The 24034-nt window shown below is 54.5% G+C and carries 21 protein-coding genes, 1 tRNA gene and 1 riboswitch; of the genes, 6 read left to right on the top strand and 16 right to left on the bottom strand.

What is annotated here, in order from left to right:
* Positions 1-4 precede the first annotated feature (4 nt).
* Both F605_RS0104920 and glyA read right to left on the bottom strand, forming a co-directional pair.
* Positions 5-907: a bifunctional methylenetetrahydrofolate dehydrogenase/methenyltetrahydrofolate cyclohydrolase gene (locus F605_RS0104920; protein WP_022864792.1), complete on the bottom strand. Its 903-nt coding sequence runs from the start codon at positions 905-907 to the stop codon at positions 5-7.
* Positions 908-981: 74 nt separating this feature from the next.
* On the bottom strand, positions 982-2274 hold the full coding sequence (gene glyA / locus F605_RS0104915; RefSeq protein ID WP_022864791.1) for a serine hydroxymethyltransferase: 1293 nt from the start codon (positions 2272-2274) through the stop codon (positions 982-984).
* A 25-nt stretch (positions 2275-2299) separates the two neighbouring features.
* A riboswitch (ZMP/ZTP riboswitch) is annotated at positions 2300-2371 on the bottom strand.
* Between the two features lie 163 nt (positions 2372-2534).
* Between glyA and F605_RS09975 the strand changes: the two genes are divergently transcribed.
* Positions 2535-4010 (top strand): amino acid permease, encoded by a 1476-nt coding sequence (locus F605_RS09975; RefSeq protein ID WP_022864790.1) that lies wholly within the window; start codon positions 2535-2537, stop codon positions 4008-4010.
* Positions 4011-4354: 344 nt separating this feature from the next.
* On the opposite strand, the gene F605_RS0104905 is transcribed toward F605_RS09975, so the two are convergent.
* From F605_RS0104905 to upp, 5 genes are all read right to left on the bottom strand, one after another.
* Positions 4355-5554 carry a glutamate--cysteine ligase gene (locus tag F605_RS0104905; protein WP_022864789.1) on the bottom strand — a complete coding sequence of 400 codons (1200 nt, stop codon included), beginning with the start codon at positions 5552-5554 and terminating at the stop codon, positions 4355-4357.
* 10 nt (positions 5555-5564) lie between these two features.
* Complete coding sequence (locus F605_RS0104900) at positions 5565-6320, bottom strand: glutamine amidotransferase-related protein (RefSeq protein WP_022864788.1); 756 nt, start codon at positions 6318-6320, stop codon at positions 5565-5567.
* A gap of 32 nt (positions 6321-6352) precedes the next feature.
* Positions 6353-7444, bottom strand: a complete 1092-nt coding sequence (locus tag F605_RS0104895) for a pseudouridine synthase (RefSeq protein WP_022864787.1) — start codon at positions 7442-7444, stop codon at positions 6353-6355.
* A 316-nt stretch (positions 7445-7760) separates the two neighbouring features.
* Positions 7761-7845, bottom strand: a tRNA-Ser gene (locus F605_RS0104890).
* 222 nt (positions 7846-8067) lie between these two features.
* Positions 8068-8709, bottom strand: coding sequence for a uracil phosphoribosyltransferase (gene upp, locus F605_RS0104885; protein ID WP_022864786.1), 642 nt, complete (start codon positions 8707-8709; stop codon positions 8068-8070).
* A 135-nt stretch (positions 8710-8844) separates the two neighbouring features.
* Here upp and ppk2 point away from each other — a divergent pair, with 135 nt between their 5' ends.
* Together ppk2 and F605_RS0104875 are read left to right on the top strand one after the other, a co-directional pair.
* Entirely contained in the window at positions 8845-9756 is a 912-nt protein-coding gene (ppk2, locus tag F605_RS09970; protein ID WP_022864785.1) for a polyphosphate kinase 2, read from the top strand.
* A 30-nt stretch (positions 9757-9786) separates the two neighbouring features.
* Entirely contained in the window at positions 9787-10473 is a 687-nt protein-coding gene (locus tag F605_RS0104875; RefSeq protein WP_022864784.1) for an SDR family oxidoreductase, read from the top strand.
* Here the strand turns inward: F605_RS0104875 and F605_RS0104870 are convergent.
* The 3 genes from F605_RS0104870 to F605_RS0104860 form a co-directional block, all read right to left on the bottom strand.
* A complete protein-coding gene (locus tag F605_RS0104870; protein WP_022864783.1) occupies positions 10470-11468 on the bottom strand; it encodes a sugar phosphate isomerase/epimerase family protein in 999 nt (332 codons plus the stop codon). The two genes, F605_RS0104875 and F605_RS0104870, sit on opposite strands and share 4 nt — an antisense overlap.
* Before the next feature lie 26 nt (positions 11469-11494).
* Entirely contained in the window at positions 11495-12679 is a 1185-nt protein-coding gene (locus tag F605_RS0104865) for a Gfo/Idh/MocA family protein (RefSeq protein ID WP_022864782.1), read from the bottom strand.
* Positions 12680-12941: 262 nt separating this feature from the next.
* Positions 12942-14621, bottom strand: coding sequence for an MFS transporter (locus F605_RS0104860; protein ID WP_022864781.1), 1680 nt, complete (start codon positions 14619-14621; stop codon positions 12942-12944).
* Between the two features lie 246 nt (positions 14622-14867).
* Between F605_RS0104860 and F605_RS0104855 the strand changes: the two genes are divergently transcribed.
* Positions 14868-15884, top strand: a complete 1017-nt coding sequence (locus F605_RS0104855) for a LacI family DNA-binding transcriptional regulator (RefSeq protein WP_156005268.1) — start codon at positions 14868-14870, stop codon at positions 15882-15884.
* A 269-nt stretch (positions 15885-16153) separates the two neighbouring features.
* Here the strand turns inward: F605_RS0104855 and F605_RS0104850 are convergent, their stop codons facing one another.
* The 6 genes from F605_RS0104850 to F605_RS0104825 all read right to left on the bottom strand — a co-directional run bounded on the left by F605_RS0104850 (position 16154) and on the right by F605_RS0104825 (position 21753).
* Positions 16154-17815 carry an MFS transporter gene (locus F605_RS0104850; protein ID WP_022864779.1) on the bottom strand — a complete coding sequence of 554 codons (1662 nt, stop codon included), beginning with the start codon at positions 17813-17815 and terminating at the stop codon, positions 16154-16156.
* 31 nt (positions 17816-17846) lie between these two features.
* Entirely contained in the window at positions 17847-18857 is a 1011-nt protein-coding gene (locus F605_RS0104845) for a Gfo/Idh/MocA family protein (protein ID WP_022864778.1), read from the bottom strand.
* 132 nt (positions 18858-18989) lie between these two features.
* Entirely contained in the window at positions 18990-19925 is a 936-nt protein-coding gene (locus F605_RS0104840; RefSeq protein WP_022864777.1) for a sugar phosphate isomerase/epimerase family protein, read from the bottom strand.
* Between the two features lie 314 nt (positions 19926-20239).
* A complete protein-coding gene (locus tag F605_RS0104835; RefSeq protein ID WP_022864776.1) occupies positions 20240-20632 on the bottom strand; it encodes a GtrA family protein in 393 nt (130 codons plus the stop codon).
* Positions 20633-20637: 5 nt separating this feature from the next.
* Positions 20638-21072, bottom strand: a complete 435-nt coding sequence (locus tag F605_RS09965; protein WP_081639117.1) for a DUF2304 domain-containing protein — start codon at positions 21070-21072, stop codon at positions 20638-20640.
* 6 nt (positions 21073-21078) lie between these two features.
* Complete coding sequence (locus F605_RS0104825; protein ID WP_022864774.1) at positions 21079-21753, bottom strand: glycosyltransferase family 2 protein; 675 nt, start codon at positions 21751-21753, stop codon at positions 21079-21081.
* Between the two features lie 184 nt (positions 21754-21937).
* Between F605_RS0104825 and F605_RS0104820 the strand changes: the two genes are divergently transcribed.
* Both F605_RS0104820 and F605_RS0104815 read left to right on the top strand, forming a co-directional pair.
* On the top strand, positions 21938-23044 hold the full coding sequence (locus F605_RS0104820) for a DegT/DnrJ/EryC1/StrS family aminotransferase (RefSeq protein ID WP_022864773.1): 1107 nt from the start codon (positions 21938-21940) through the stop codon (positions 23042-23044).
* 3 nt (positions 23045-23047) lie between these two features.
* Positions 23048-24019, top strand: coding sequence for a Gfo/Idh/MocA family protein (locus tag F605_RS0104815; RefSeq protein WP_022864772.1), 972 nt, complete (start codon positions 23048-23050; stop codon positions 24017-24019).
* The last annotated feature ends 15 nt before the right edge of the window (positions 24020-24034 follow it).

Genomic DNA, 24034 nt, shown 5'->3' with positions numbered 1-24034 from the left:
CCGCCTATTCAGCGTGCCGCATCGCGGTTTCTACCACGTTGAGCAGTAGATTTGCCCGGGTCATCGGTCCAATTCCTCCCGGGTTGGGCGAAAGCCAACCGGCCACTTTATCTACTCCCGCGGCTACATCGCCCTCTAGCCGCGCTTTCCCGGTTTGTGGGTTGATGGCCCCGCGAGATACCCCCACATCCAGGACTGCGGCGCCCTCTTTGACCATCTCGGGTTTAATAATTCCGGCCGAGCCGGCACAGGCTACAATCACGTCCGCTTCACGGGTGTGGGCAGCTAGATCCCGGGTTCCGGTATGGCAGCAAGTGACGGTGGCATTAATGTCTTTGCGGGTAAGCATTAGCGGCAAAGAACGTCCCACGGTGGTGCCGCGCCCTACTACGCATACTTGCGCGCCTTCCAGGGGCACTTGGTATTGCTGCAGCAAATCAATACAGGCACGCGGGGTGCATGGCAGCGGCGAGGTTACCGGTTCTTTGACTCGCAGCACCAGCCGCCCCAGGTTCATGGGATGTAGTCCGTCAGCATCTTTATCGGGATCAATCGCCTCTAACACCTGGTTAACATCGACCTGGCGGGGCAGGGGCAACTGCACAATATAGCCAGTACAGGCGGGATTTTCGTTTAATTTTTCAATCTCGGTTAAAACCTGGGCGGTGGAAACTGTCTCGGGCAATTCCACCCGAATCGACTCAATTCCTACCTCGGCACAGTCGCGATGTTTCCCGGCCACATAGGAAACCGATCCCGGGTCGGAGCCCACCAAAATCGTGCCGAGCCCTGGTTTGATTCCCTGCTGATGCAAGCGTTCTACCTGCTGACGCATTTGTTCTTTCAACTGCCGAGCCCGCGCCGCCCCATCTAGCAGAACCGCGTCCCCGCTCCAACCTTTACGCATTTATTCTCCTTAGTTTGCGGACGCGGGCAGACCCTGCCAGTCTGCCCGCGTCGCTATCGACTATTGCTTGCGCCTTACGCTACCTGGTTGAGCCCCACATACAGCGGGAAACGCTTAATCAGGGCTTTTACGCGCTCGCGATAGCTGGAAGTATCGACCTTCCCTCGGCAAGCATCTACCAGCACTCCGGCAATGATCTCCGCTACTTCGGTGAATTCTATCTTCCCGAAACCGCGAGTAGCCAGCGCCGGGGTACCGATACGCAGTCCGGAACCTACCCGGGGAGGACGCGGATCGAAGGGCACGGTATTGCGGTTAATGGTAATTCCGGCTTCATGCAACAAATCTTCGCCTTGCTGCCCATCTAGCGACGAGTTACGCAAATCCACCATCACCAGGTGTACATCAGTTCCGCCGGTCAACAAGGAAATCCCACATTCGGCAACATCCGGTTGGGTTAGCCGCTTGGCCAGGATCTTCGCGCCCTCTAAGGTGCGTTTTTGCCGGTCTTTAAACTCATCGCTGCCCGCAATCTTCATGGCGACTGCTTTCGCCGCTACTACATGCATCAAAGGGCCACCCTGTTGACCGGGGAAAACCGCGGAATTGATTTTCTTGCCGAGCTCTTTATCTCGCGACAGAATCATCCCGGAACGCGGCCCGCCCAAAGTCTTGTGGACGGTCGTAGAGACCACATCGGAATAAGGAACCGGGTTCGGATGCAAGCCGGCAGCTACCAGCCCCGCAAAGTGTGCCATATCTGTCCACAAATAGGCGCCAATCTCGTCCGCAATCTCCCGGAAGGCTTTAAAATCTTCCTGGCGAGGGTAGGCCGACCAGCCCGCAATAATCACTTTGGGGCGATACTTCAAGGCCGCATCGCGCACCTGATTCATATCTACCCAGCTACTCTCTTTATCTACCTGGTAGGCGGTGGCGTTATAAAGCTGACCAGAGAAATTGATTTTCATGCCGTGGGTCAGATGCCCACCGTGATCTAGTGCCAACCCCATAATGGTGTCCCCCGGCTTAGCCAGGGCAGCTAGTACTGCGGCGTTAGCTTGCGCACCCGAATGGGGCTGCACATTGGCGAAATCGGCAGAAAATACTTCCTTAGCGCGATCCCGAGCCAGGTTCTCGGCAACATCTACCGCTTTACAGCCCCCATAGTAGCGGCGACCGGGATAGCCTTCCGCGTATTTATTGGTGAGGACGGATCCTTGCGCCTGCAGCACCGCGCGCGGCACAAAGTTTTCGGAAGCGATCATTTCCAAAGTGCCGCGTTGCCGCTCTAACTCTTGGTTTAGCACCGCTGCAATCTCGGGATCTACTTGTGAAATGGATTGAATAAGAAGTTTGTCTCCCATTGAGTTTTCCTTATTTTCGTAGTGCCAAATCAGCCCAGGCGAGCGACTGATTGCCCCTTGCTCCCCGGTGGTATCCCACCTACGCCAGTCACGGTTACGCCCTAAGTCTACCGTGACCGAGGGCGCTTTTACCTAAATATTTCCTGATATAAACGCCTGATTCCAAATGCTGACTGCCTTCATTACCTTTCTCCGGCCTCACCTATACTCCCTATGTGCTCTGCTATTGAGCATAAAAGGTAAAACTTAGGAGAAATCTAATGAGCGAAACTCAACCGTCGGCAGCGGGGATAGCAACCCACCGCGATAAATCCGATGTCGGATACCGCCGGGCTTTAAAGTCTCGCCACATGCGTATGATTGCGCTGGGCGGGGCCATTGGGTCCGGCCTGTTTTTTGGGGCTTCCGGACGTATTTCCGAGGGCGGCCCCTCGGTAGCCATTGTTTATGCGATCTGTGGCGCCGTGGCCTATATGATGCTGCGCGCCCTCGCGGAACTGAGCCTGTATCGTCCCTCTTCGGGTGGCTTTATTTCCCACGCCCGCGAGTTTATGGGCGAACGTGGCGCCTATTTCACCGGTTGGTTCGCTTTTATCACCTATTCTTCGGCACTAATGGCCGATATCACCGCCATCGCCAACTATATGCATTACTGGGAAATCTTTCGGGTGATTCCCCAGTGGGGCTGGGCTTTTATCGCTTTGGCGCTGATGGTGATCGTGAATCTCGCTTCCGTTAAGTTCTTCGGGGAGTTCGAGTTCTGGTTCGCGATGATTAAGGTCGCGGCGATTGTAGTCTTCATGATTTTGGCGATTATTGTTTTGATTCTGGGAATCAACCTGACTGTAGGCGGCCAGGTTTACCATCCGGGAGCGGGAGCGATTACCAATCATGGCGGCCTGTTCCCCAAGGGTGCTTTCACTATGGTGACTATGTCGCTCGGGGTGTTGTTCGCTTACGGTGGCACCGAATACTTGGGCGCTGCCGCCGGGGAAGCGGAAGATCCGCAAAAGGAAATGCCGCGGGCAGTTAACTCTATGATGTGGCGCATTTTGCTGTTCTACGTGGGCTGCATCGCGCTGTTCACTTTGCTGTTGCCGCACAACGTTTACAACAAGAACGAATCCCCCTTCGTCACTTTCTTTACTGCGATTGGTATTCCCGCCGCCGGCACCATTATGAATATCGTGGTGATGCTCGCGGCAGCCAGTGCGATTAACGCCGAACTTTATACCTGTGGTCGCGGTCTGCGTTCACTAGCGGTTTCGGGCTCGGCTCCTCGTTTCCTGGCGGGTATGAACCGCAACGCGGTACCTTACGCGGCCATCGTGGCTGCCGGCACCGTGGGCATGGTTGGGGTAATCATTAACATGATTCACCCTTCCGAAGCGTTCGACGTTATCGCTTATATGGCAGGTATCGGGATTTGCTCTATGTGGGGATCAGTGATGATTTCGAATATTTTGTTCGTGCGTTACTGCCGCCGCACCGGGCTGGAGCGTCCGAAGTTCCATGTTCCCTGGGCGCCTTACACCAACTACGTGGTGCTAGCGGTGTTTGCCTCGATGATCGTGCTTATGTGGTTCGAGGGCGGACTCGGGCCGGCGGCGATTATTGCGTTTGCTTCGGTGACCGTCGTGTTGGCACTGGCCTGGTTGGTGGTGCGTAACCACGTTGACCATGACATGTTTACTGCATACGCTCCCGCCGAAACCGAAGCTAGCGATAGCCAATAACTAGCTGACTAGGGCACAGGAAAGTTCTCTGACCGCTAGCACTTAAGCGCGAGGGAGGGATTTTTCCTCCTGCCCAAGAATTGGGGGAGAGACCTGGTCTCTCCCCCAATTCTTATGCCCACCGCGCCTACTCGGATAAAATCCCTCCCCCGCGCTCACAGATGCCGAACAGCTACAATCCTTCCCCGTGCTAATAACGTGTTAGCAGTGCAGCACGCCCCTGGCAACGGGCGTGGGAAAAGCACTCCGGGGACCCCGTGAGCCTCAACAAGTTCGGCTCAAGCCCCTGTCGCATCTTTTCCCCCGCCCTCCTTAAGCGTTACTGCTAGGAGAGCTTGGCATTCTTAGCGGGCGCGGACTTTCCAGCCTTTGACTCCGCTCTTATGCAGGGATTTGTCTACGAAGTGCCCGGGATCAAGTGGCTCCCCCGCTTCCATTTCTGCCATCAGAAAGGCAACTACAGCCTCATAGGAGTTGGTATGTTCAAAAATGGTGCGTTGGCGCTGATAGCCGACTCCCAGTTTCACTATGTCGAGCAGCGACCAGAGTTCTTCCGCGCAGCCTAGATCTTCAGCGGCGGGCGAGAGTTCCTCTAGCCAGGCGGGTAAAGAATCCGTTAATAGTTCTTCTTCCCCCTCTGCGTCCTCAATCAAAATGGCATCCATCCCGTAGCGCGCAGCCCGCCAGCGGTTCTCTCGCACGAACCAGTCGGGCAGTACCGGCAGTTCTTTTCCGGCGTCTAGCTGTCGCGAAGCGGTTTCTACCAGGGCTTGGGTAAGAGCGGCGCAGGCGGCGACCTCTTTCAAAGTCGAGGAGGCATCGGCGACGCGCGCTTCAATGGTGCCGAACTTGGGCGAGGGGCGGATATCCCAACGTACCTGATCAAAGGAATCGATCACCCCGGTTTTCAGCATTCCGGAAGTGAAATCTTCCAGCTCCTCCCAGGTTTCAAATTGGTACGGTTTTCCCGCGGTAGGTAGCTGTTGGAACACCATTGCCCGATTGTCACAGTAGCCAGTGTCAACTCCTGCCCAGTAAGGGGAAGAGGCAAACAGCGCCTGAATATGCCCAAGTTTGCTGGTCAAATAGTTTTGGATCGGCAGTACTTTGTCGCGATCTTCTACCCCCACATGTACGTGGGTGCCGAAAAGTAGCATCTGGCGCCCCCAATATTGGGTGCGGTTGACCAGTTCTTCATAGCGTTTACTATCGGTCACCTGCTGGTAGCTGGGGTTAGCGAAGGGGTGGGATCCGGCAGCTGCTAGCTCTACTCGCAACGCGGAGGTGACCGGCCGCACCAGATTGATCCCCTCGGTTAGATCCATGACGCAGTCACGGACGTTGCGACGAGGACGGGAGATAACTTCTACCGTATTGAGTAGCATCTCCCGGTGTACCAGTGAGTTCTGCGGGTGTAAACGCTCTACTTCCTCGATCACTGCGCTAGCGCATTGACGCAGGTCAAAGGAGTCTTTATCAATTAGCTGTAGTTCCCATTCGATCCCAATGGTCGAACGCTCAGAACGAGAAAACTTGATGCTCATCAGGTGCCTCCTAACGGCGGTAATGTTCAGTAAAGGCTGATAGCAACCGGTGGGAACTGGTTACATCTTGACTCATGCAGCGGGCGATCACCGCTTCGCGTTCTGCGGCCGCATAATATGCGTCCCCGTACTGGTCGATGCGGATCTGCATTCCCGCAGTAGTGATTTCCGGATGAAACTGGGTGCCATACAGGTGATTACGGAAGCGAAGCAGCTGGTAGTGGCAGTAGTTTCCGCTGCCCAGCAAAGTTGCGCCCTCCGGAAGTTCCGCGAGGGAATCTCCGTGTCCAGTGTAGGAACGGATTATTGGCTCAAGCTCCCCGGTTACCGGGTCTTGCTGCCCCTCCGCGGTTAAAGTAACTTCCACCGCCTGCAGGTCTTCCCCGGTGCGGTCAGTCAAAGTGGCACCAGCCGCTTGCCCCAACATTTGCATTCCATAGCAAAGCCCCAAGGTGGGAAAATCGTTATCCAACAGGTAATGCAGCAATGGCATTAGCTGGTTATATAGCTGTCTTTGTATGGGATCTTCGGAGCCATTTGGCTGCTGTGCCCGAAAGGGAGATCCGGAAATAATGACTGCACTGTACCCGCCCGCAATATCTAGATCGCGCACCAGGCCAAGGTCGGTTTCTTCTGGCAGCAGGTAAGAATGTAGTTCCTGACCGATCTTTAGTCCGGTGACCTCGGCAATGGTTTGCAGCTCATCACGCGCTATCTTTCCGGCGGGACGGCATTGGATAAATAAAAACGGCAGCCTTTCTCGCATGGGTTATAGCTTACGGGTTAGCGCACCATCCGTCACGCCAATCCCTTCGGGCTGTAAGCACTTTCATAGCCTTTTGCCCAGGTGGGGGTGGGGGCAGTGACGGTTACGGTGTTAGCAGGATTTTCCGGATCGGGAAACTGCAGCTTGTGGGCGTGCAGGCACAGCTGGGGCTCGATATTTTCCGCCGCATCTGCAGGCAGGACTACCGGATAAAGGGGATCGCCCAACAGGGGATACCCGACATGCGCCAAGGTCGCGCGCAGCTGATGGGTAAACCCGGTTTCCGGCTCTAACTGCCACAACAGTTCTTCTTCTGGCACGGATTCCTCGCCGCCTGGGGTTACTCCTCCCTCCCCCTCCGGCTTTTCTATCTTTTCAGGGAGGGGGAATTTTCCGAGGACGAGGCCGCGGGTTCGGCTTTGGCAACGCGTCATCTTCTGCCCAACCGGAGGGTCTCCTATCGACACTGTCAGCGAGCCGGTTTCCTTAAACATCGGGAGCTGGAAATCGAAACTCTCCCCCACCTGGGGAATCACCGCTTCTACCCGGTTGCCACCGCCGCGGGTGCGCGCCAGGTAGGTTTTCTTTACTTGCCGGCGGTCAAATAGCTGCTGATAACGCGCCCGATACTTCGAATCTAGGGTCAGTAATAAACATCCGGTAGTGAGGCGATCTAGGCGGTGCGCGGCGGTGATCTGGTCATTGTGGAATTGGCGGCGAGCCGCTACCACCACCGAGCGGGCAATCCAGGAGCCGCGGGGAATAGTCGCCAAGCTTGAAGGTTTATTAACTACGATTGCCCCCTCGCCCTCCCAAAGCACCTGCAACTTCGGTAAGAGAGCACCTTCATCGGGAGCTACTCGATGCAGATAGTAGCGTTGCCCCTCCAAAAGCTGGCTATCCGGGGATAAAACAATCCCCAAGGGAGACACCACATCCCCCGCCGCGAACGCTGTCGCCACAAAATCCGCAATCTCCGCGGCAGACATTGCTAGTTTGCGTTCCAGCTGGGCTTGCAACTGCCGCTCTACACTATTTTCACCGTTAGCGGTAAATGCCACCGGGTCGATTCCTAGCCGCGCAGGCGGGCGCGCTACCTGCCTGCGCTTTCTGCGTCTTCCCACTACACCCCGCCTATTCGCTATCTTGGCCGCAACCGCTACCGCTAAACCCAACCTTGCGGCAAACGTAAAACCACTACGCGGCTTTACATACCGCCGCGTCGAAAAATGCCCACAAGCGCAAGCACTTGGGGCATACGACCAACACCCAAACCCCACCCCGAATACCTTGCGGTATTAGTAAAACCGCTACGCAGTTTTACATACCGCCACTGCTAAACCCAACCTTGCGGTATTAGTAAAACCACTACGCGGCTTTACATACCGCCGCGTCGAAAAATGCCCTCAAGCGCAAGCGCTTGGGGCATTTTTCTCCTTGCGGTAGCGGTGGGATTTGAACCCACGGTGGGTTGCCCCACACAGCATTTCGAGTGCTGCACCTTCGGCCGCTCGGACACGCTACCAGGTACTGTATTAGCTCTATCAGCAATTAACAGACCTTCAAAAGTTTAGCGGATTTATCCGCCAGAACTAAACTTTGGGCGCGAAATGTGATCACTCCCGCGGCTAGGCTCCTTAGCGTTGCCGCCGCGGCAAAACAATCACCACCGCGTAACCTCGCCAATCCTCACCAAACAGCGTCAACAGCACGCTGCCTCGCAACCGCGCAAAGCAACTCCGCGTTACTACTGATCGACTATCCCGTATAAACGATCGCCGGCATCACCCAGACCCGGGCGGATATAAGCCTGCGGGGTAAGCCCCTCATCCAGAGCCGCCACCACCACGGTAACGTCCGCCCGCTGGCCGATATGCTCTTCTACGTGCTTAACCCCTTCCGGAGCTGCCACCAGACAGATACAGGTAACGTCCCGAGCGCCTCTCTCCAGCGCGTAATCTATGGCCGCCACCAGGGTGCCGCCGGTCGCCAGCATGGGATCAACCAGGAACACTTGCCGATCAGTTAAATCCTGAGGCAGACGATTCGCATAGGTTTCGATTGCCAAAGTTTCTTCGTCCCTTTTCATTCCCAGGAAACCGACCTCTGCGGTGGGCAGCAAGGAAGTCATGCCGGACAGCATCCCCAGACCGGCTCGCAGAATCGGAATCACAATCGGACGAGGTGTCGAGATTACCTCGCCTTCCATGGGCTGAATCGGGGTTTCGATCTGTTTGGGAGTTACCCGCACATGCCGAGTGGCTTCATAAGCGAGCAGGGTAACTAGTTCATCAACCAGTTGCCGAAACACCGAAGAGGGGGTGTCTTTATCTCTAAGAATGGTCAGTTTATGTTTCACCAGCGGATGGTCAATGACTTTAAATTCCATACTTTAAAACTAGCTTGTTTTCCCTTCGCCTGCCTACTCTTTACCACTCCTTCCTCAAAATATCTTTCCCGTTTCACCCCCACATAGCGTGACCCTGATCTACGCTAAGGATTACCGCCGAACCAGGAGATACCGATGAAGCAAAGCGAACATGGGATCAGTGAAGCTGACGAAATCAAAGTGCAGAAAATCCCCAATAAAGTTTATGAGGCCGAGCTCTACCGTTTACAGGGCGAATTAGGCAAGCTGCAAACCTGGGTGAAAGCTACCGGAGCCCGGATCGTAGTTATTTTTGAAGGACGCGATGCCGCTGGTAAAGGCGGCACTATTAAACGGATGACCGAATATCTTTCTCCGCGAGTTGCCCGGATCGTGGCGCTACCTAAACCGACGGAGCGGCAAGAAACTCAGTGGTATTTCCAGCGCTATATCGAACATCTGCCCGCAGCCGGCGAAATCGTCCTCTTCGATCGTTCCTGGTACAACCGGGCTGGGGTAGAAAAAGTGATGGGATTTGCCCGCCCTGACCAGGTGCAATTGTTCATGCGCCAATGCCCCATCTTCGAACAAATGTTAGTCGAAGACGGTATTTACCTGCGTAAATATTGGTTTAGTGTGTCAGATAAAGTGCAGTACAAGCGTTTCAAGTCTCGCCTGGGTGATCCTTTACGTCAGTGGAAACTCTCCCCCATGGATTTAGAATCCATCACTCGCTGGGAAGATTATTCGCGTGCCAAGGACGACATGATGGTCCATACGGACACTTCGGTGGCGCCTTGGCATCACGTGCTTTCTGACTCGAAGAAGCAGGCGCGGTTGAATATGATTCATCATTTCCTTAGCTCGATTCCCTATACGGAGATTCAAAGCGATGAGGAGCCGATCCAGCTGCCTCCGCGTCCTAACTCCAGTGGTTATGTCCGCCCCTCGGTGGCAGTGTCCAAATACGTGCCGGACTTTGCCGGAGAAGCGGCGCGTATGCACAAGAAGAAGAAGCTGGCAGGTACTGAGGAAGATTTAAAGCAGTACCGCGATAACGAGAATTGATTTCCGGGCAATAGCCGCTAGGGTGACGGCATGGACAAAGTAGCATTGGTAACTGGCGGTTCGCGCGGAATCGGCGCCGCCATCTGTAAGGAACTATCTCGTGACCACCACGTTTTGGTGGGGGCAACTACTGAAGAGGGAGCACGGGCAGTAGCCGACTCCCTCCCCTCCGCCGAGCCTTGGGTGGTTGATATTTGCGACGAGGACGCCCTCGCCGCGAAAGCCGCCCAGCTTAGTCACCTGGATGTACTGGTGAATAATGCCGGGCGGCTGCGCAATGGAAATGTTGCTGATGCCTGCCGTCAGGATTGGCGCGATGACCTGGAGCTAAACCTGGTAGCTCCGATGGATTTAACCCGCCTATGTATTCCTTTGCTGCGCGCCCGCAAGGGGCAGGTTATTTTCATGAACTCGGGTTCGGGATTTGATTCCCGCCTAGGTTCCGCGATTTATGGAGCTAGCAAGTTCGGTTTGCGCGCCCTCGCCGATCGTCTGCGTGAGGAAGAGCGCGGCAAGATCCGGGTCACCTCTATCCACCCCGGGCGAGTCGATACCGATATGCAACACGTTTTGCAAGAGGACGCTGGCTACTATGATCCCGCCGATCACATGACCGTGGAATCTATCGCCAGAGCGGTTCGTTTCGCTATTGATTCTCCCGAAAACGCGATGGTGGAAATGGTATCGATTCGCCCGGTGCGGCAGGTGCGGCGCTAGGCGCTCTGCGCGGCGATCAGGTTTTCTGCCCCGAGGCGGATGCCTTCTAGCTGGTCGTAGGCGGCATCCTCGTGCTCGATGTTGATGTTCATTTCCGGATCGATCTTGGCGATCGCGGCTAGGAACTCGCTCCACCAAGGCACGTCGTGACCTTCGCCGATGGCAACGAAGCGCCAGGCGGGATCAGAGGGCCAGGAGGAGCAGTAGTGATCCATCCCTACGGGGGTGCGCGCGGATTCGTCCTCGGGAACCGGCCCGAAGGAAGGATCTAGTACCCCGCGAGTGGCTACCCCGGGCTCGATCTTGGTGTCTTTGGCGTGCACGTGCACGATCTTGTCACCGAGCAGTTCGATCGACTTCATAATGTCCATCCCCTGCCACATCAGGTGGGAGGGATCCATGTTTACCCCAATGTTCTTGAAGCCGCCGACCCGTTCGTCGAACTCTAGGAACTGGGTGGGGGTGAACACGGTGTTGGTGGGGTGCAGTTCCCAAGCCAGTTTCACGCCTGCATCTTGGGCGCGTAGATCCATTTCTTTCCAGAATTTCTCTAGCACCGAGTACTGGTATTCCAGGACTTCTAGCTGTTCACCGTTCCAGGGGTTAACTACCCAGGCGGGATATTTGGCGTCTGGGTCGGTGCCGGGCAGCCCGGACATACATACAATTTCCCCCACCCCGAGTTTTCCGGCCAGTTCAATGGCACGTTTGAGGTCATAGGTGTGGCGCGGCCCCACATCGGACAGCGGGTCGGCGACGTTACCGGAGGTGTTCAGGCCAGCAAGACGCATTCCTTTTTCTTCGAAAATCCCCAGATAGTCTTCGCGAGCGGTTTTCGAACCGATCAGCAGGTCAACCGGGCAGTGCGGGGAGGGAATGAAGCCCCCCACGTTTACTTCCGCGCCGGTCAGCCCGAAGGATTTCAAATGATCGAGCGCTTCGGACAGGGTGAAGTTGTGTAGACAAGCGGTGTAAGCGCCTAGATTCATAGCCATGATTTTTCTCCTTTTCGTTATTTTGGTTATTTGATTTCCGTTTCGGCGCCACCGTTGGCTGCGCACTTAGCAACAGTGTCGAGGATCCGCATGGAGCGGTATCCATAGGCAAAGTCCGGGGTGGGAGGCAATCCGTCTTTAACCCCGGCCACCTGCTCTAAGAAGGCGTGTGCCTGGTAAACGAACTGCTGGATTTGGGTAACGCCCACTCCCCCAAAGTCCATCGAGGATCCGCCCTTGAAGTAAGGGAAGTCGGGGTTGACGAGGACGCGGCGCGGCCCGCCCAGTCCGGCCGGAGCGCTTTGGTCATCAACCATGATTTCGCCGGCACGCGCCATATCGAAGGAGACCATTCCTTTGGTACCGTTCACGGTTATTTGCATCGAGTTGGGAGAGTTGAACGCTACCCGCGATACCGAGAAGGTTCCGATGATCCCGTTTTCAAATTTCAGGGTGCAGGTGGCAACGTCATCGTTTTCTACGATTTCGGTCGCTTCTGCCTGCGAGGAGGCACCGCGTCCGCCTGCTACTCCTTCTAGAGCTGGGGGACGCTTCTTAATCACGGTGGAAAGCTGGGCGCCCGCAATTGACTTTAGGGGACCGCAAACGAATTCGGCAGCGTCAACCAGGTGGCTGCCCACATCACCTAAAGCGCCGGAACCCATCGGGCCTTTATAGCGCCAGGCGATCGGGGTGTTGGGGTCGCAGCCATAGTCGCACCAGTAACGCGCGTCAAAATGGGTGATTTCTCCCAGCTGCCCGCTTTGTACCATTTCTGCGATTTTTGCTAGACCGGGGTTACGGCGGTAGCAGTAACCCAGACCGGTAACTACTTTATCGGTTGCCCCAAACTCGGCCATCGCTTTGGCGTCCTCTAGGTTATCGGTCAGAGGCTTTTCGCATAGGACGTGTTTGCCAGCTTTGACTAGTGCCTCGGCCATTTCGCGGTGTAGCTTGTTGCCCACCACAATGGAAACAATGTCGATATCGGGATCATCGACAATGTCTTTCCAGTTGTCGGTGGCTTTCTCATAACCGTAATCGCGAGCAGCCGCCTGGGCAAAAGGCAGATAGGCGTCAGCGATAGTGGCTAGGCGCAGCCGGGGTAGCTCTGACGCGAATACCGTGTTGGCCTGGCGCCAACCATCCGCATGGGTACGTCCAGCCATACCTGCGCCGATCACCGCTACTGACAGGGTTTCTTTAGTCATTTTTTCTCCTCTTTGAGCTTTAGTAGTGCCTTGATTCCTGGCGAAAGCGTCCCCGCAAACCAGTGTTAACACGCGTTAACTACTGTCCATACTAAAGGACTTTTTTCCACCAATCAAGGCCTATTTCAATTTTTTTCTGAATATTTTATTGTTTGCGTTTCCACGCTGCTGGGAAGGCAATAGGGACAGACATCATCAGTCTCCTAGTCCCGTAGCTCCCTGGTGATTTTAGAGCCGCTTTGCGGCCTCTTGGCTGAGAGGCCTACGAGTAACGCTCTTCAAATTCTTCTTCCAGTTCCTCTAGTGATTTCCCAGAGGTTTCCGGCATGATTTTCCACAAGATAATACCGACCAGCAGATTAATCACTGCGAATACCCCATAGGTACCAGCTCCCCCCAAGGACTCCATCATCTTTGGGAAAGAAACCGTAATAATCGCGTTTGCAATCCACAAGGTACAGATAGCAGCACCCGAGGCAACACCGCGAACTTTCTGTGGAAACATTTCGCCCATAACAGTGAACATCACGGGACTAGATCCGGTCTGCATCACCAACATGAACACTGCCATCAGCGCCAAGATCACCAGTGCTGACCACACGGGTGGATTAACTTTTGCTGCCATAGCTGGCTCGATAAATATAGCGAACATGATGGCAACTGTTCCCAAAATCAAGAAGATTAGGAACTCTGTGGTGATGTAAATCTTCCGGCGAGTAAATTTCATAATGATAAAAACTGCAATAGAACACCCTATTACGCTCATCACCCCATTAGCGATTTGAGCGGTAATTGCCGCCTGTGTGCTCATACCCGCATACTGCAGCACTTTCGGCGCGTAATACATAATGGTATTTACGCCGGTCAGCTGATTAGCTATGGCAATAAAACAACCAATAAATAGCAGTTTACGAATCCATGGGGTGCGGAACACATCACCTAAGGTTCCCTTTTCCTGCTTTTCTGCTTTCCGATTATTCGCCATCATTTCGTCGATTTCTTCGGCAAGATCACCATCTTTTTCCGGAATTCGCACGCGCTTAAGGGCAGCTATCGCCTCGTAATAGCGATAGTTTGCAGCGTACCAACGTGGCGACTCCGGCATGAGCCGCATCCCAATCCACAAAGCGATTGCAGGAATGGAGCAAATAAGCAGCATGTAACGCCAGGCCATTCCATTGCCTCCAGATACCTGAATGGTCTGGTCGACGAACCGATACCACTCACTTGAGCTTAGGCACCCGCCTTTGGATTTATTAAGGCCGTCGATTACATCCCATTTAACAGTTTCGCCGCCCTTAAGGGTTAAGCCACAGACACTATAGGTTTTTGCCAAGGTCAACTGCGGACCACCATGTAGAGCCGAAATAATCGAATTAAAGACGAACGCCATTAGCTGTCCAGTTACGATCATCACCTGGTCGACGGCAACGATCGAACCTCGGATACGTTTGGGGGCAGTTTCGGACAGATAAACCGGAACCGTTGCTGAGGCGGCCCCGACCGCGAAACCTAAAACAAAACGAAATGGGTACATCATCCACACGTTAATCGCGAACGCTGTACCTAGTGAACCGACGAAAAACACTACTGCCAGCAATAAAATGTTATGCCGTCGACCCCAGCGATCAGAGAGCCAGCCACCCAATACTGCGCCCAGCGCTGCTCCAATTAGTAAGGTTCCCCCTACCCAGCCTTCCTCAACAGCCGTAAGTTGCAAGCCTTGCGCCCCGTACGGCATATACATGAAGGGGAGGGCACCTGAGATCACTCCCGTGTCATAGCCGAATAGAAAAGACCCCAGGGTTGCCACGAAAGCAACAAATCCGATGCCCCGCTTCTTCCCGGAGGAAGGAATTCTAGTTATCTCTGCGCGTAGCTCTGCAATTTCCATACCGGGGTGAATGGCTTGCTGAGCTTTGCCACCATTTTTTTGATTCATTGACTACCTTGTCCTTGTCATAAGTACCTACAGAAGCCCATCTCCGAACTACCCGCATCGCTGCATATCACCATCTTTGGTGAGTGACACAGGCAACAATGGCTTCCGATTTTGTAATTTAACACGTGTTAATAAAGCCGTCAAGAGCGGAATGTCATTTCCAATAGCGATTTTTTAGGCGGCCACTCCTCCAACGTCAGCAAGAAGTGCCCGCAATATTTGTGCGCGTTATTTTATACTTGGGCTATGAGTTTTCGCCCTACGCAAGCAGATGTAGCCCGCAAGGCGGGAGTGTCACGCGGGTTAGTTTCCCTGGCGTTATCTGATTCCCCGCGGGTTAATGCGGAAACTAAAGCCAACATTCTGCGCGTTGCCTCTGATATGGGATACGTGCGCAATCAAAACGCTGCATTCTTATCGACCTCCGGAACCGACCTCCTCGGGGTAATCCTGCCCGACCTGCAAAATCCGTTTTTCGAAGAGGTCGAGGACGCGCTGCGGCTTTCAGCAGAAGAAAACAAATTTTTATCTCTGGTTTCAACTGCACGTCAGGATCCAGAAAAAGAATGGAACCTAATAAACCGCTACCAGGAAATGCAGACTATCGGGGTCATCCTCATCTCTCCTGCCTCCTCCCAAGAGCGCCTGGCACACCTATCGGAAACCTTCCCCCTGGCGGTGCTGGGGTTAAAGTACGTCGCAGGAAAAATAGACTCTATCCATATGGACGAGGAAGCAGCAGCCCGGCTAGCGATCACTCACCTAGCCGAGTGTGGATACGACCGTATCTTTTCTTTATCCAGTCCGGAAAGCGTTGATCAAGCAGTAGTGACCCGCCGCAAAGTGCAGCGGACTGCTTTTGAAGCTTTACGAAAAAAGCATAAAAGTTTCCCGGGATTCCAAGCCCTGCTGCCTGACTTGGAACCGGGTGAACAGATCCGGCAGTGCCTAGAGGGATCGGTGGCCAAGCGACCGGCATTCATTGCCCACAACAATCTGATAGCGATCGAAGCCTGTACCGCGCTGCGCGCCCTGGGGATGGAACCAGGTAAAGACTGCGGATTAATTACCTACGACGACACCTACTTGGGGCAGTTAGAGGAGTTTTCGATTACCTCGATCGACCAACATGCAAATCAGTTGGGGGCGCAAGCCGTGAAAGCTGTAGCTAAGCGCTACGCCGCTCCGGGCGCTCCCGGGCAGGAAATAACTATTCGTCCCTCGCTGCTGCAGCGCGCCACCACCTGCAAAAAGCCGCGCTAAAAGACTGTGAATACCGCGCACTCAAGCTCCCCCTCTCCGGTAACAGAGAGAAACTTACCCTGCTAAGCGCACCCCTCGCCCCGCTCCCGCGAGAATCTAGCTTTCGTTACCTAACCGTGCAAGTGCCGCACCGATCCCCCACCCCCAAAAGAACCTCGCGCTCGCCCTCGTAAATTTGAAAATAAATCCGGATACCAAAAACCCTGGCCTGTCAGCGAACTAACGAATAGTTCACTGGCAGGCCAGGGTGATAGCTGGGTATATAGCTATTACTTGGAGTACTTAGCCTCCAGGTTCTGTTCCACCTCTTCCAAGGTGTAGATCTTGGTTTCCGGAACGAACTTAATGTAGAAGCACAACGCAATCACGTTGATGAGTCCGAAGACCAAGTAGGTACCGGAACCACCCAGGTTCTCGATCATCCAGGGGAAAGTCCCCGCAACAATGGCGTTGAAAATCCACAGCGCGCAAACCGAGATTCCCTGCGAGACCCCGCGGATCTTAGCCGGGAAGATTTCGGAGAGCAGCACCCAGTGAATGGTTCCCGACTGTTTGATGAACAGGAATACCGACACCAAAATCAGTACCAGCCACGGCAAGAAATTGGGAATATCGCTGGCCACGTTGCCGTGGGCATCCATATGGGGCTCAATACCCCAGTAGAACACTCCGGCCAGTACCAAGAGGGAAATCGCGACCCCGGTTTCTTGGTAGATACCTACGGTACGGCGGTAGAGTTTCGCAATCAGCAAGAAGCCTACTGCGGAACCAACTGCGGAGAAAGTACCGGTTACCACGTTTAACATAATGCCCTGGCCAGTATCGAAACCGGCGGCGGTTAGAATCTTGGGCATGTACCACATAGCGGTGTTAATCCCGGTAGTCTGGTCGAAGATTCCCAGGAACACCCCGATGATTAGCACTTTACGTGTCCAGGGGGTACTCCAAATCCGGGAGAAGTTCCACTGTTCTTCTTCCTCTTCTTTACGGTGGAGTTCGATCATTTCGTTGGTTTCGAACTCTACTTCTTCGTCGGTGTCACGCACGCGTTTCAAAGCGCCAATGGCTTCATAGTAACGCTGGTTAGCGGCGTACCAACGCGGGGATTCCGGCATGACCCGCATACCTACCCAGAGGCAGACGGCGGGGATAGTGGCGATTACCAGCATCCAACGCCAGGCGTTACCGTTACCACCAGAAAGCACCATGGTTTCGCGGACGGTATCGGAGAGGCCAGATAGACAGTCCCAAGTGTAGGTACCACCGGCCTGCACGGCCTTACCGGCATCCGGGGAGCCTTTAGGACAAATAACGCCGGCACTAATGGCTTTCACGGTTGCTTCGGGAGCGTTATGCGCCTGCGAGAGGGCAGCGTTACAAATATAGGCAACTAGCTGCCCAAACACGATCATGAACTGGTCTACTGCTACCAGCGGACCGCGGATTCGTTTCGGCGCAGTTTCCGCTAGATAGAGCGGAACCGAGGAGGACGCGCCGCCTACTGCCCAACCAAGAATGAAGCGGAAGGGGTAAATCACCCACACGTTGGGGCTGAAAGTACAACCCAAGGTACCGACCAGGAAGATGACCGCCAAGACCATAATGTTGGTGCGACGCCCGATCCGGTCAGTGAGCCAGCCACCGATCAACGCACCGAAGGCTGCCCCGATGGCGAGCATGGCATTTACCCAACCCTCGTGCAGGGCATCCAGTCCCAGCCCTCCGGCTATATTGTCCATATACATATAGGGCAAAGCGCCGGCGATTACTCCGGTGTCGTACCCGAATAGCAGCGAGCCAAAAGTGGCGGTAGCAGCCAAAATTACGGTGCCGCGATGCGGCCCCGACATGGGGGTCTTGGCCACCATCTCTTTAACTTTTGCGGGAGAGGGCGGGGTTGCCAGCTTCTCCTTATAAGCATCATTGCTCATATTATGTTTTCTCCTTTAATGGGGATCCGGGTTATTTGTAGAACTCGGGCTGTTCAATTAATTCCACGGAGACCAGTTTGGACTCGCGTGATTCCAAGGATTCTAGGGCGGCATCCACTACGCAGGTGGCCGCATAGCCGTCCCAAGAGCTGGAGCCGGTGTGGCGATCCTCGCTGGCGGCGTTAATCCACTGCTGCACCTCGCGGTTGAAGGCACCATGGAAACGGTCGATATGGGACTGGCAGATGGCGTTGGTACGTTCTTGACTAGAGCGCACATACACTTTTTCCTGATCCCCCAGGTAAGCGGTGCCCTGTTCCATTACCGCTTCGCACTGAATGTCGTAGCCGTAGCCAATGTTGACGTTTACTTCGTCATCGATGCGGATCCCGGATTCGGTGTACATGACCACTACGATCGGGTCGGTCAGGTGCTCAAACTTGTAGCTGGTGGAGCGGGGAATATCTACCCGCACCTTCACGATTTCTTCCCCGGTTAGCCAGCGGCAAGTATCGATTTCGTGAATGGCGGTGTCATCAATCGCCATGGAAGACAGGTAGTTTTCCGGAACGGTGGGGTTACGGTGACGGCAATGCACCATGGTGGTTTCGCCCAGCTCTTTGGAGTCCATCTTGGCTTTCAAGATGCCATAAGACTGGTCGAAGCGACGCATAAACCCGACGGTTACTAGCTTCTTCCCCGCCTTTTGTTCGGCCTCCATAATTTCGCGGCAATCTTCCGCCGTGGTTGCCAGCGGCTTTTCACAAAGCACGTATTTTCCGGCCTCAATCGCCCGGATTACATCGGGCTTGTGTACCCGGCCGAAGGTGGCGATCAAGACGGCATCTACGTTCGGATCGGCGATTAGCTCTTCGCCGGAGCCGTAGGCTTTGCCGCCAACTTTTTCCGCTACTTCTTTCGCGGCATCTAGGTTTAGATCGGCGACCGCTACAATCTTGCCGCCGGTCAACTCATTTTCGATCCGTTCTACGTGAGCACGTCCCATGCCCCCCGCACCGATCAATCCAATATTTAATGTCATTTTTCTCCCCTATGAGTGATTTGCCCGGTGGCCTCAATGCGACCAGGCGCGACTTCGCAGCCGCTGAATGGAGATGCCGGCGGGAGCGGAATAATCACTCCGCTCCCGCGGCATCAGGTAAGTGGTGGATAGTTACTTCAATCCCAGTCCGCAGCTGGCCAAGTATTCACGCATGTTAATGGCATTCTGCTTCGGGAATGAGGGCTCGCACGGGTAGCAGTCCTGCTCGCAGATGCAGTAGATTTCGCGATCTAGTTCCGCGAGGGCGTTCACGAACTCATGCATTTCCGGCAGTCCCGCAGGCGGACATACCGATGCCCCCTTAGCCACGGCCTCGCCGAAGGGCCAGTCCTTTTCGTGCGCCTCTTTGGTGATGACTTCATCGAAAGCCTTGATGTGTACGTAGGTGATCCGCTCCGGGTATTTCTTGATTAGTTCTACCGGGTCGCCGCCGCCGTAAACTACGTGGCCGGAATCGAGGCAGAGGTTTACGTACTTGGGATCAGTGGCGTCAAAGATACGCGCGATTTCCTCGGGGGTTTCGATATGGGAATCGCCGTGGGGGTGCAGCACCATCTTCAGGCCGTATTCATCCAGCAGCATTTGCCCGAGGGCGTTGGCGTGTTCTACATAGAGCTTCCAGGCATCATCGGATAGGACGCGGTCATCTGTCCATTCCCAGGTCTTGTCATCGCGGTACAGCGGAGGTAGATGCACGATATATTCGGCGCCGACTGCCGCGTGGGTTTCGGCGATGGCGCGGAAAGTTTTCAAAGTTTCCGGCCAGGCTTCGGCCTTGTGGAGAATCCCCCAGCCAGTGCCGGCAACAACTTTCATTCCGAATTCATCGCACCATTTTTGTAGTTCTTTGGGATCGGTGGGGAAATAGCCGAACGGCCCAGTTTCGATGATTTCGAAGCCGGCTTCTGCCATTTCTTCCCAGGCTTGCCGGGGATCCATCTGCTTTTCGTCCTCGGGGAACCATACGCCCCACTGGTCGGGGCAGACCCCGATGGACAATTTGGAATATTTAGGATCGTTGGTATTTATTGCTTTGCTCTGCGCCATCGCAGTGTCCTTTCCTCTGCCTTACCAGCTGCTCCGCCGGCGTATTTGGCTGCAGGATCCCCGATAGTGCTACCGGTTACCCCGCTATCTACTCATTTAGCAAAAACCTTACCGAATCGGTTCGGTATTGCTACGATAGCCGACAAAAACGTTTCGGTCAAGAGGCTTGACAAAATTGTTACAACAATTGTTTGAGCAGTTGAACTGACATTAGAACACCTTTGTGAGCTTCCGCAGGTAGCGAGGCGTGGATTAGGAGCGGTTGGTGGTTACCTCTGCAAGGGCTAAACGTAAGAGGGCGGGGGCTAGTAACTTCAGAGGTTCCTGCCCGAGCGGTAGACCCAATAGTGCATGATCGGCAGATTCCAGGCGGTAGTCATTGCTGCCGCCACGATTTTCCCAACGTAATACAGCTGCCAAAGGTTTTGGAAAAGCTCCACAGTCAGGGAAGTGAATAGGGTGTTGAATCCCAATAAGATCAGGTATCGCAAAATAGATCCCCCGAAGTCACCTTTGGCGGAAAAAGTAATATATTTTTGCGCCAGATAGGCGTAAATCGTGGAGATAATAAAGGCGATTGCCGCCGATATTCCCGCATTTAGATGCGCAAATTGCACCAGGACAACCAGGAGGGCGAAATCTAAAACGAATGCGGATCCACCGGAGAAGAGATACTTCCCCAGCTTTACCCATTTGGCTTTATTCATTGGCGTTAGCTGTTCTCGCTGGGCTGCTGAGGTACGTTATCACCGCTGACGCGGGTAACGGCTTCAGTAGGGTTACCAGTTACAGCGGAGATAACTCGTTTCTCGTCCTCCCCGAGAACGGTGTGGGTGATTGCTACTTCCCGGGCGAGTTTTGTAAGGCGGCGCTCCGCGGCATTGCGCTGCTTGGCCTGCATCAACATATTGTAAAGAACCACTATTACCAGCCCATAGAGCAGAAGATCAGCTCCGCGTCCAACCCCTACAAAGCGTGCAACCGTAGTGGTAATCCCGGGAAAAATCACCACTACTACCGCAGCAACCGCAAAAGCTAGTATTCCCAGGCGGCGCCAGGCGGTCTGTTTTGCCCCCAAGTTGGCCTTAAACATATAGAGGGAAAGAAGCAACACCAAAACAATCAGTAGGATTTTTATTAGCATCATTCGCCCCTATTTGATCAACAACTCGGTGAGGATATTTATGGAGTTAAGCAGGGATTGCCCCTTAGCTTTGGAGTAATCGGTGTAGCGGATATACACACTATGCTCTGCCCAGGGCAGTCCGGTTTTCGCCAGTTGCGCCACTATTTCAGAGGCATGCGCCATCCGATTTTGCAGCAGGTTTACTTGCTCGAAGGCATCTCGGCGGAGTACCCGCAACCCATTATGAGCATCGGTGAGCTGCAATCCGGTACGGCGGGCAGTCACCCGCGCCGCAGTTTTTAGCACCAGGCGTTTCATCCACCCCACCTGGGTTTGCGAAGATAAAAACCGCGACCCGAAAACTATCGCCAGATCCTCTTTCTCGGCCTGCTCCACCATCGCCAGTCCGTCCTCTACCCGGTGTTGCCCATCTGCATCAAAAGTCAGCAAATACTTTGCCGGGGTAAAACCCCGCACGTATTCGATCCCAGTTTGCAGTCCCGCACCTTGCCCCAGGTTCACCGGGTGGCGGATAACCGTGGCACCGGCAGCCGCCGCGACCGCGGCTGATCTATCCCGGGAACCATCATCTATGCAGACCACATGGGGAAAGGTGGATATCAGGTCTTTAACTACTTGTCCGATCACCTGGTCTTCGTTATATACGGGAATGATGACCCAGGTGTCATCTCTAGCTGTCATAGTCTGCTGCTACCTTTTCCGCGAGAATTCCTTACTTTTCCTAGAATAACAAGCATTCAGGACTTTTCTTATAGGCGCCAGGTGCGCTCGCCCTTATAATAAGAACCGACAAAGGGAAGTCATCTGAAAATAATCAGGATTATAAGGGCTGCCCCGCATTAGACCCAGGAGGTTACTTATTCTTATGGCTGCAGAGTTTATTCCCGCCGCGAAACCGATTATTGGTGATAAAGAGCGTGCCGCCGTGGACGCGGTTCTAAAATCCGGCATGGTGGCGCAAGGCCCGCGGGTTGCGGAGTTCGAAGAAAAGTTTACTGCCCAAATGGCTAGCGGCGATGGCCAGCAGTCAGTAATGGTTAACTCCGGGACTTCCGCTTTGCACGTGGGACAGCTGGCTGCCGGGATTAAACCTGGTGACGAAGTAATCGTCCCCTCCTTTACTTTTGCTGCCACCGGGAACTCGGTAGCCATCATCGGTGCTACCCCAGTGTTCGCCGATATTGAGGACGACTACTTCTGCCTGGATCCCGAATCGATTGAAGCCTCCATTACCCCGAAGACCCGCGCTATCCTGCCGGTTCACCTTTACGGACATCCGGCAAATATGACCGCCATTATGGATATTGCTAAGCGTCACGACCTCCTAGTATTCGAGGACGCCTGCCAGGCGCATGGCGCTACCTGGAACGGCAGGCAGGTAGGCACTTTCGGGGCTTTCGGAGCTTTCAGCTTCTACCCCACCAAGAATATGACCGCCGGCGAGGGCGGGGCGATAACCACCGGGGACGCGGAACTCGCCCGTGAAGCCCGAATGATTCGTAACCAAGGTATGGAAAAGCGCTACGCGAATGAGCTAGTGGGGCTTAACAACCGGATGACCGACATTAATGCCGCCATCGGCCTGGCGCAGCTGTCTCAGGTTGCAGGTTGGATGGAAAAGCGCCGCGCGAACGCCAAGTTCTTAAACGAAAATCTGCAGGGAGTTACGGTTCCGCCAGTAGCCCCAGAAGCTGAGCACGTATATCACCAGTACACTATCCGGGTAAGCGAAGATCGCGACGGTTTTGCGGCCGCCCTCAAGGATGAATACCAGGTTGGTTCCGGCGTGTACTACCCGATTCCTAACCACCGCCTGCCCTCCTTGGCTCCCTACGCCAAAGGTCTGGAACTGCCGCACACCGAAAAGGCCGCGAAAGAATGCCTGTCCCTGCCGGTTCACCCCTCCCTCTCGCAAAGCGATTTGGAGCGGATTGTGGAAGCGGTAAACAAACTAGCCAAGGCGGGTGCATAAAGCATGGCGAACCTGCGATACGGGATTATCGGTATCGGCTCGATGGGCCGGCACCATGTACGTAATATCCGCGAGCTGCCCGGCGTTGACCTGGTAGCGATGGCGGACCCAGCTGGGGACAAGTTTGGGGTTTCCAAGGGGATGGAAGTCCTCCCCGACATTGATGCCCTGATTGAGCAAGGTTTGGATGCTTGCGTAGTAGCGGTCCCGACTGTTTTCCACGAGGAAACCGCGTTGAAACTAGCCGAAGCCGGGGTACATACTCTGGTAGAAAAGCCGCTTTCTACCGACGCAGAATCCGGGGCACGGATTGTGAAAGCGTTCGCGGATGCTTCTTTGGTAGGAGCCGTCGGGTATGTGGAGCGCTGCAACCCTGCCCTCCTGGAAATGAAGAAACGCATTTCTGCCGGGCAGCTGGGTGAGGTTTACCAGATTTCTACCCGCCGCCAGTCTCCATTCCCGGCCCGGATTTCGGACGTGGGGGTAGTCAAAGATTTAGCTACCCACGACGTCGATTTAACTGCTTGGGTAGCCGGATCAAACTATGCGTCCGTGTCAGCGGTAACCGCTTACCGGTCAGGCCGCGAAAATGAGGACATGGTCAATGTGGTTGGCAAACTGGAAAACGGGGTGCTGGTAAACAACCTGGTGAACTGGCTTTGTCCTTTCAAAGATCGCAAGACTATTGTGATTGGTGAAAAGGGTGCCCTGGTGGCCGACACTATGATGGGCGACCTCACCTTCTACCGGAACGGATCAATTCCGGTGGAATGGACCCAGGTTGCTAACTTCCGGGGAGTTTCCGAAGGTGAAATGACCCGCTACGAGCTCACGAAACGGGAGCCACTACGAGTTGAACACGAGCATTTCCGCGACGCTATTTTAGGTAAAGGCAGCGAGCACGTCTCCATGTCCGAGGCCCTGCAAGCCCTGAAAGTGGTAGAAGAAATTCTGGATTCTGCCATAAAGATTTAGGAGTAACGTATCTTT

The organism is Varibaculum cambriense DSM 15806, assembly GCF_000420065.1.
Taxonomy (GTDB): domain Bacteria; phylum Actinomycetota; class Actinomycetes; order Actinomycetales; family Actinomycetaceae; genus Varibaculum; species Varibaculum cambriense.
Note: the sequence above shows the minus strand (reverse complement) of the source record. Positions and strands in the feature narration are given on the sequence as shown.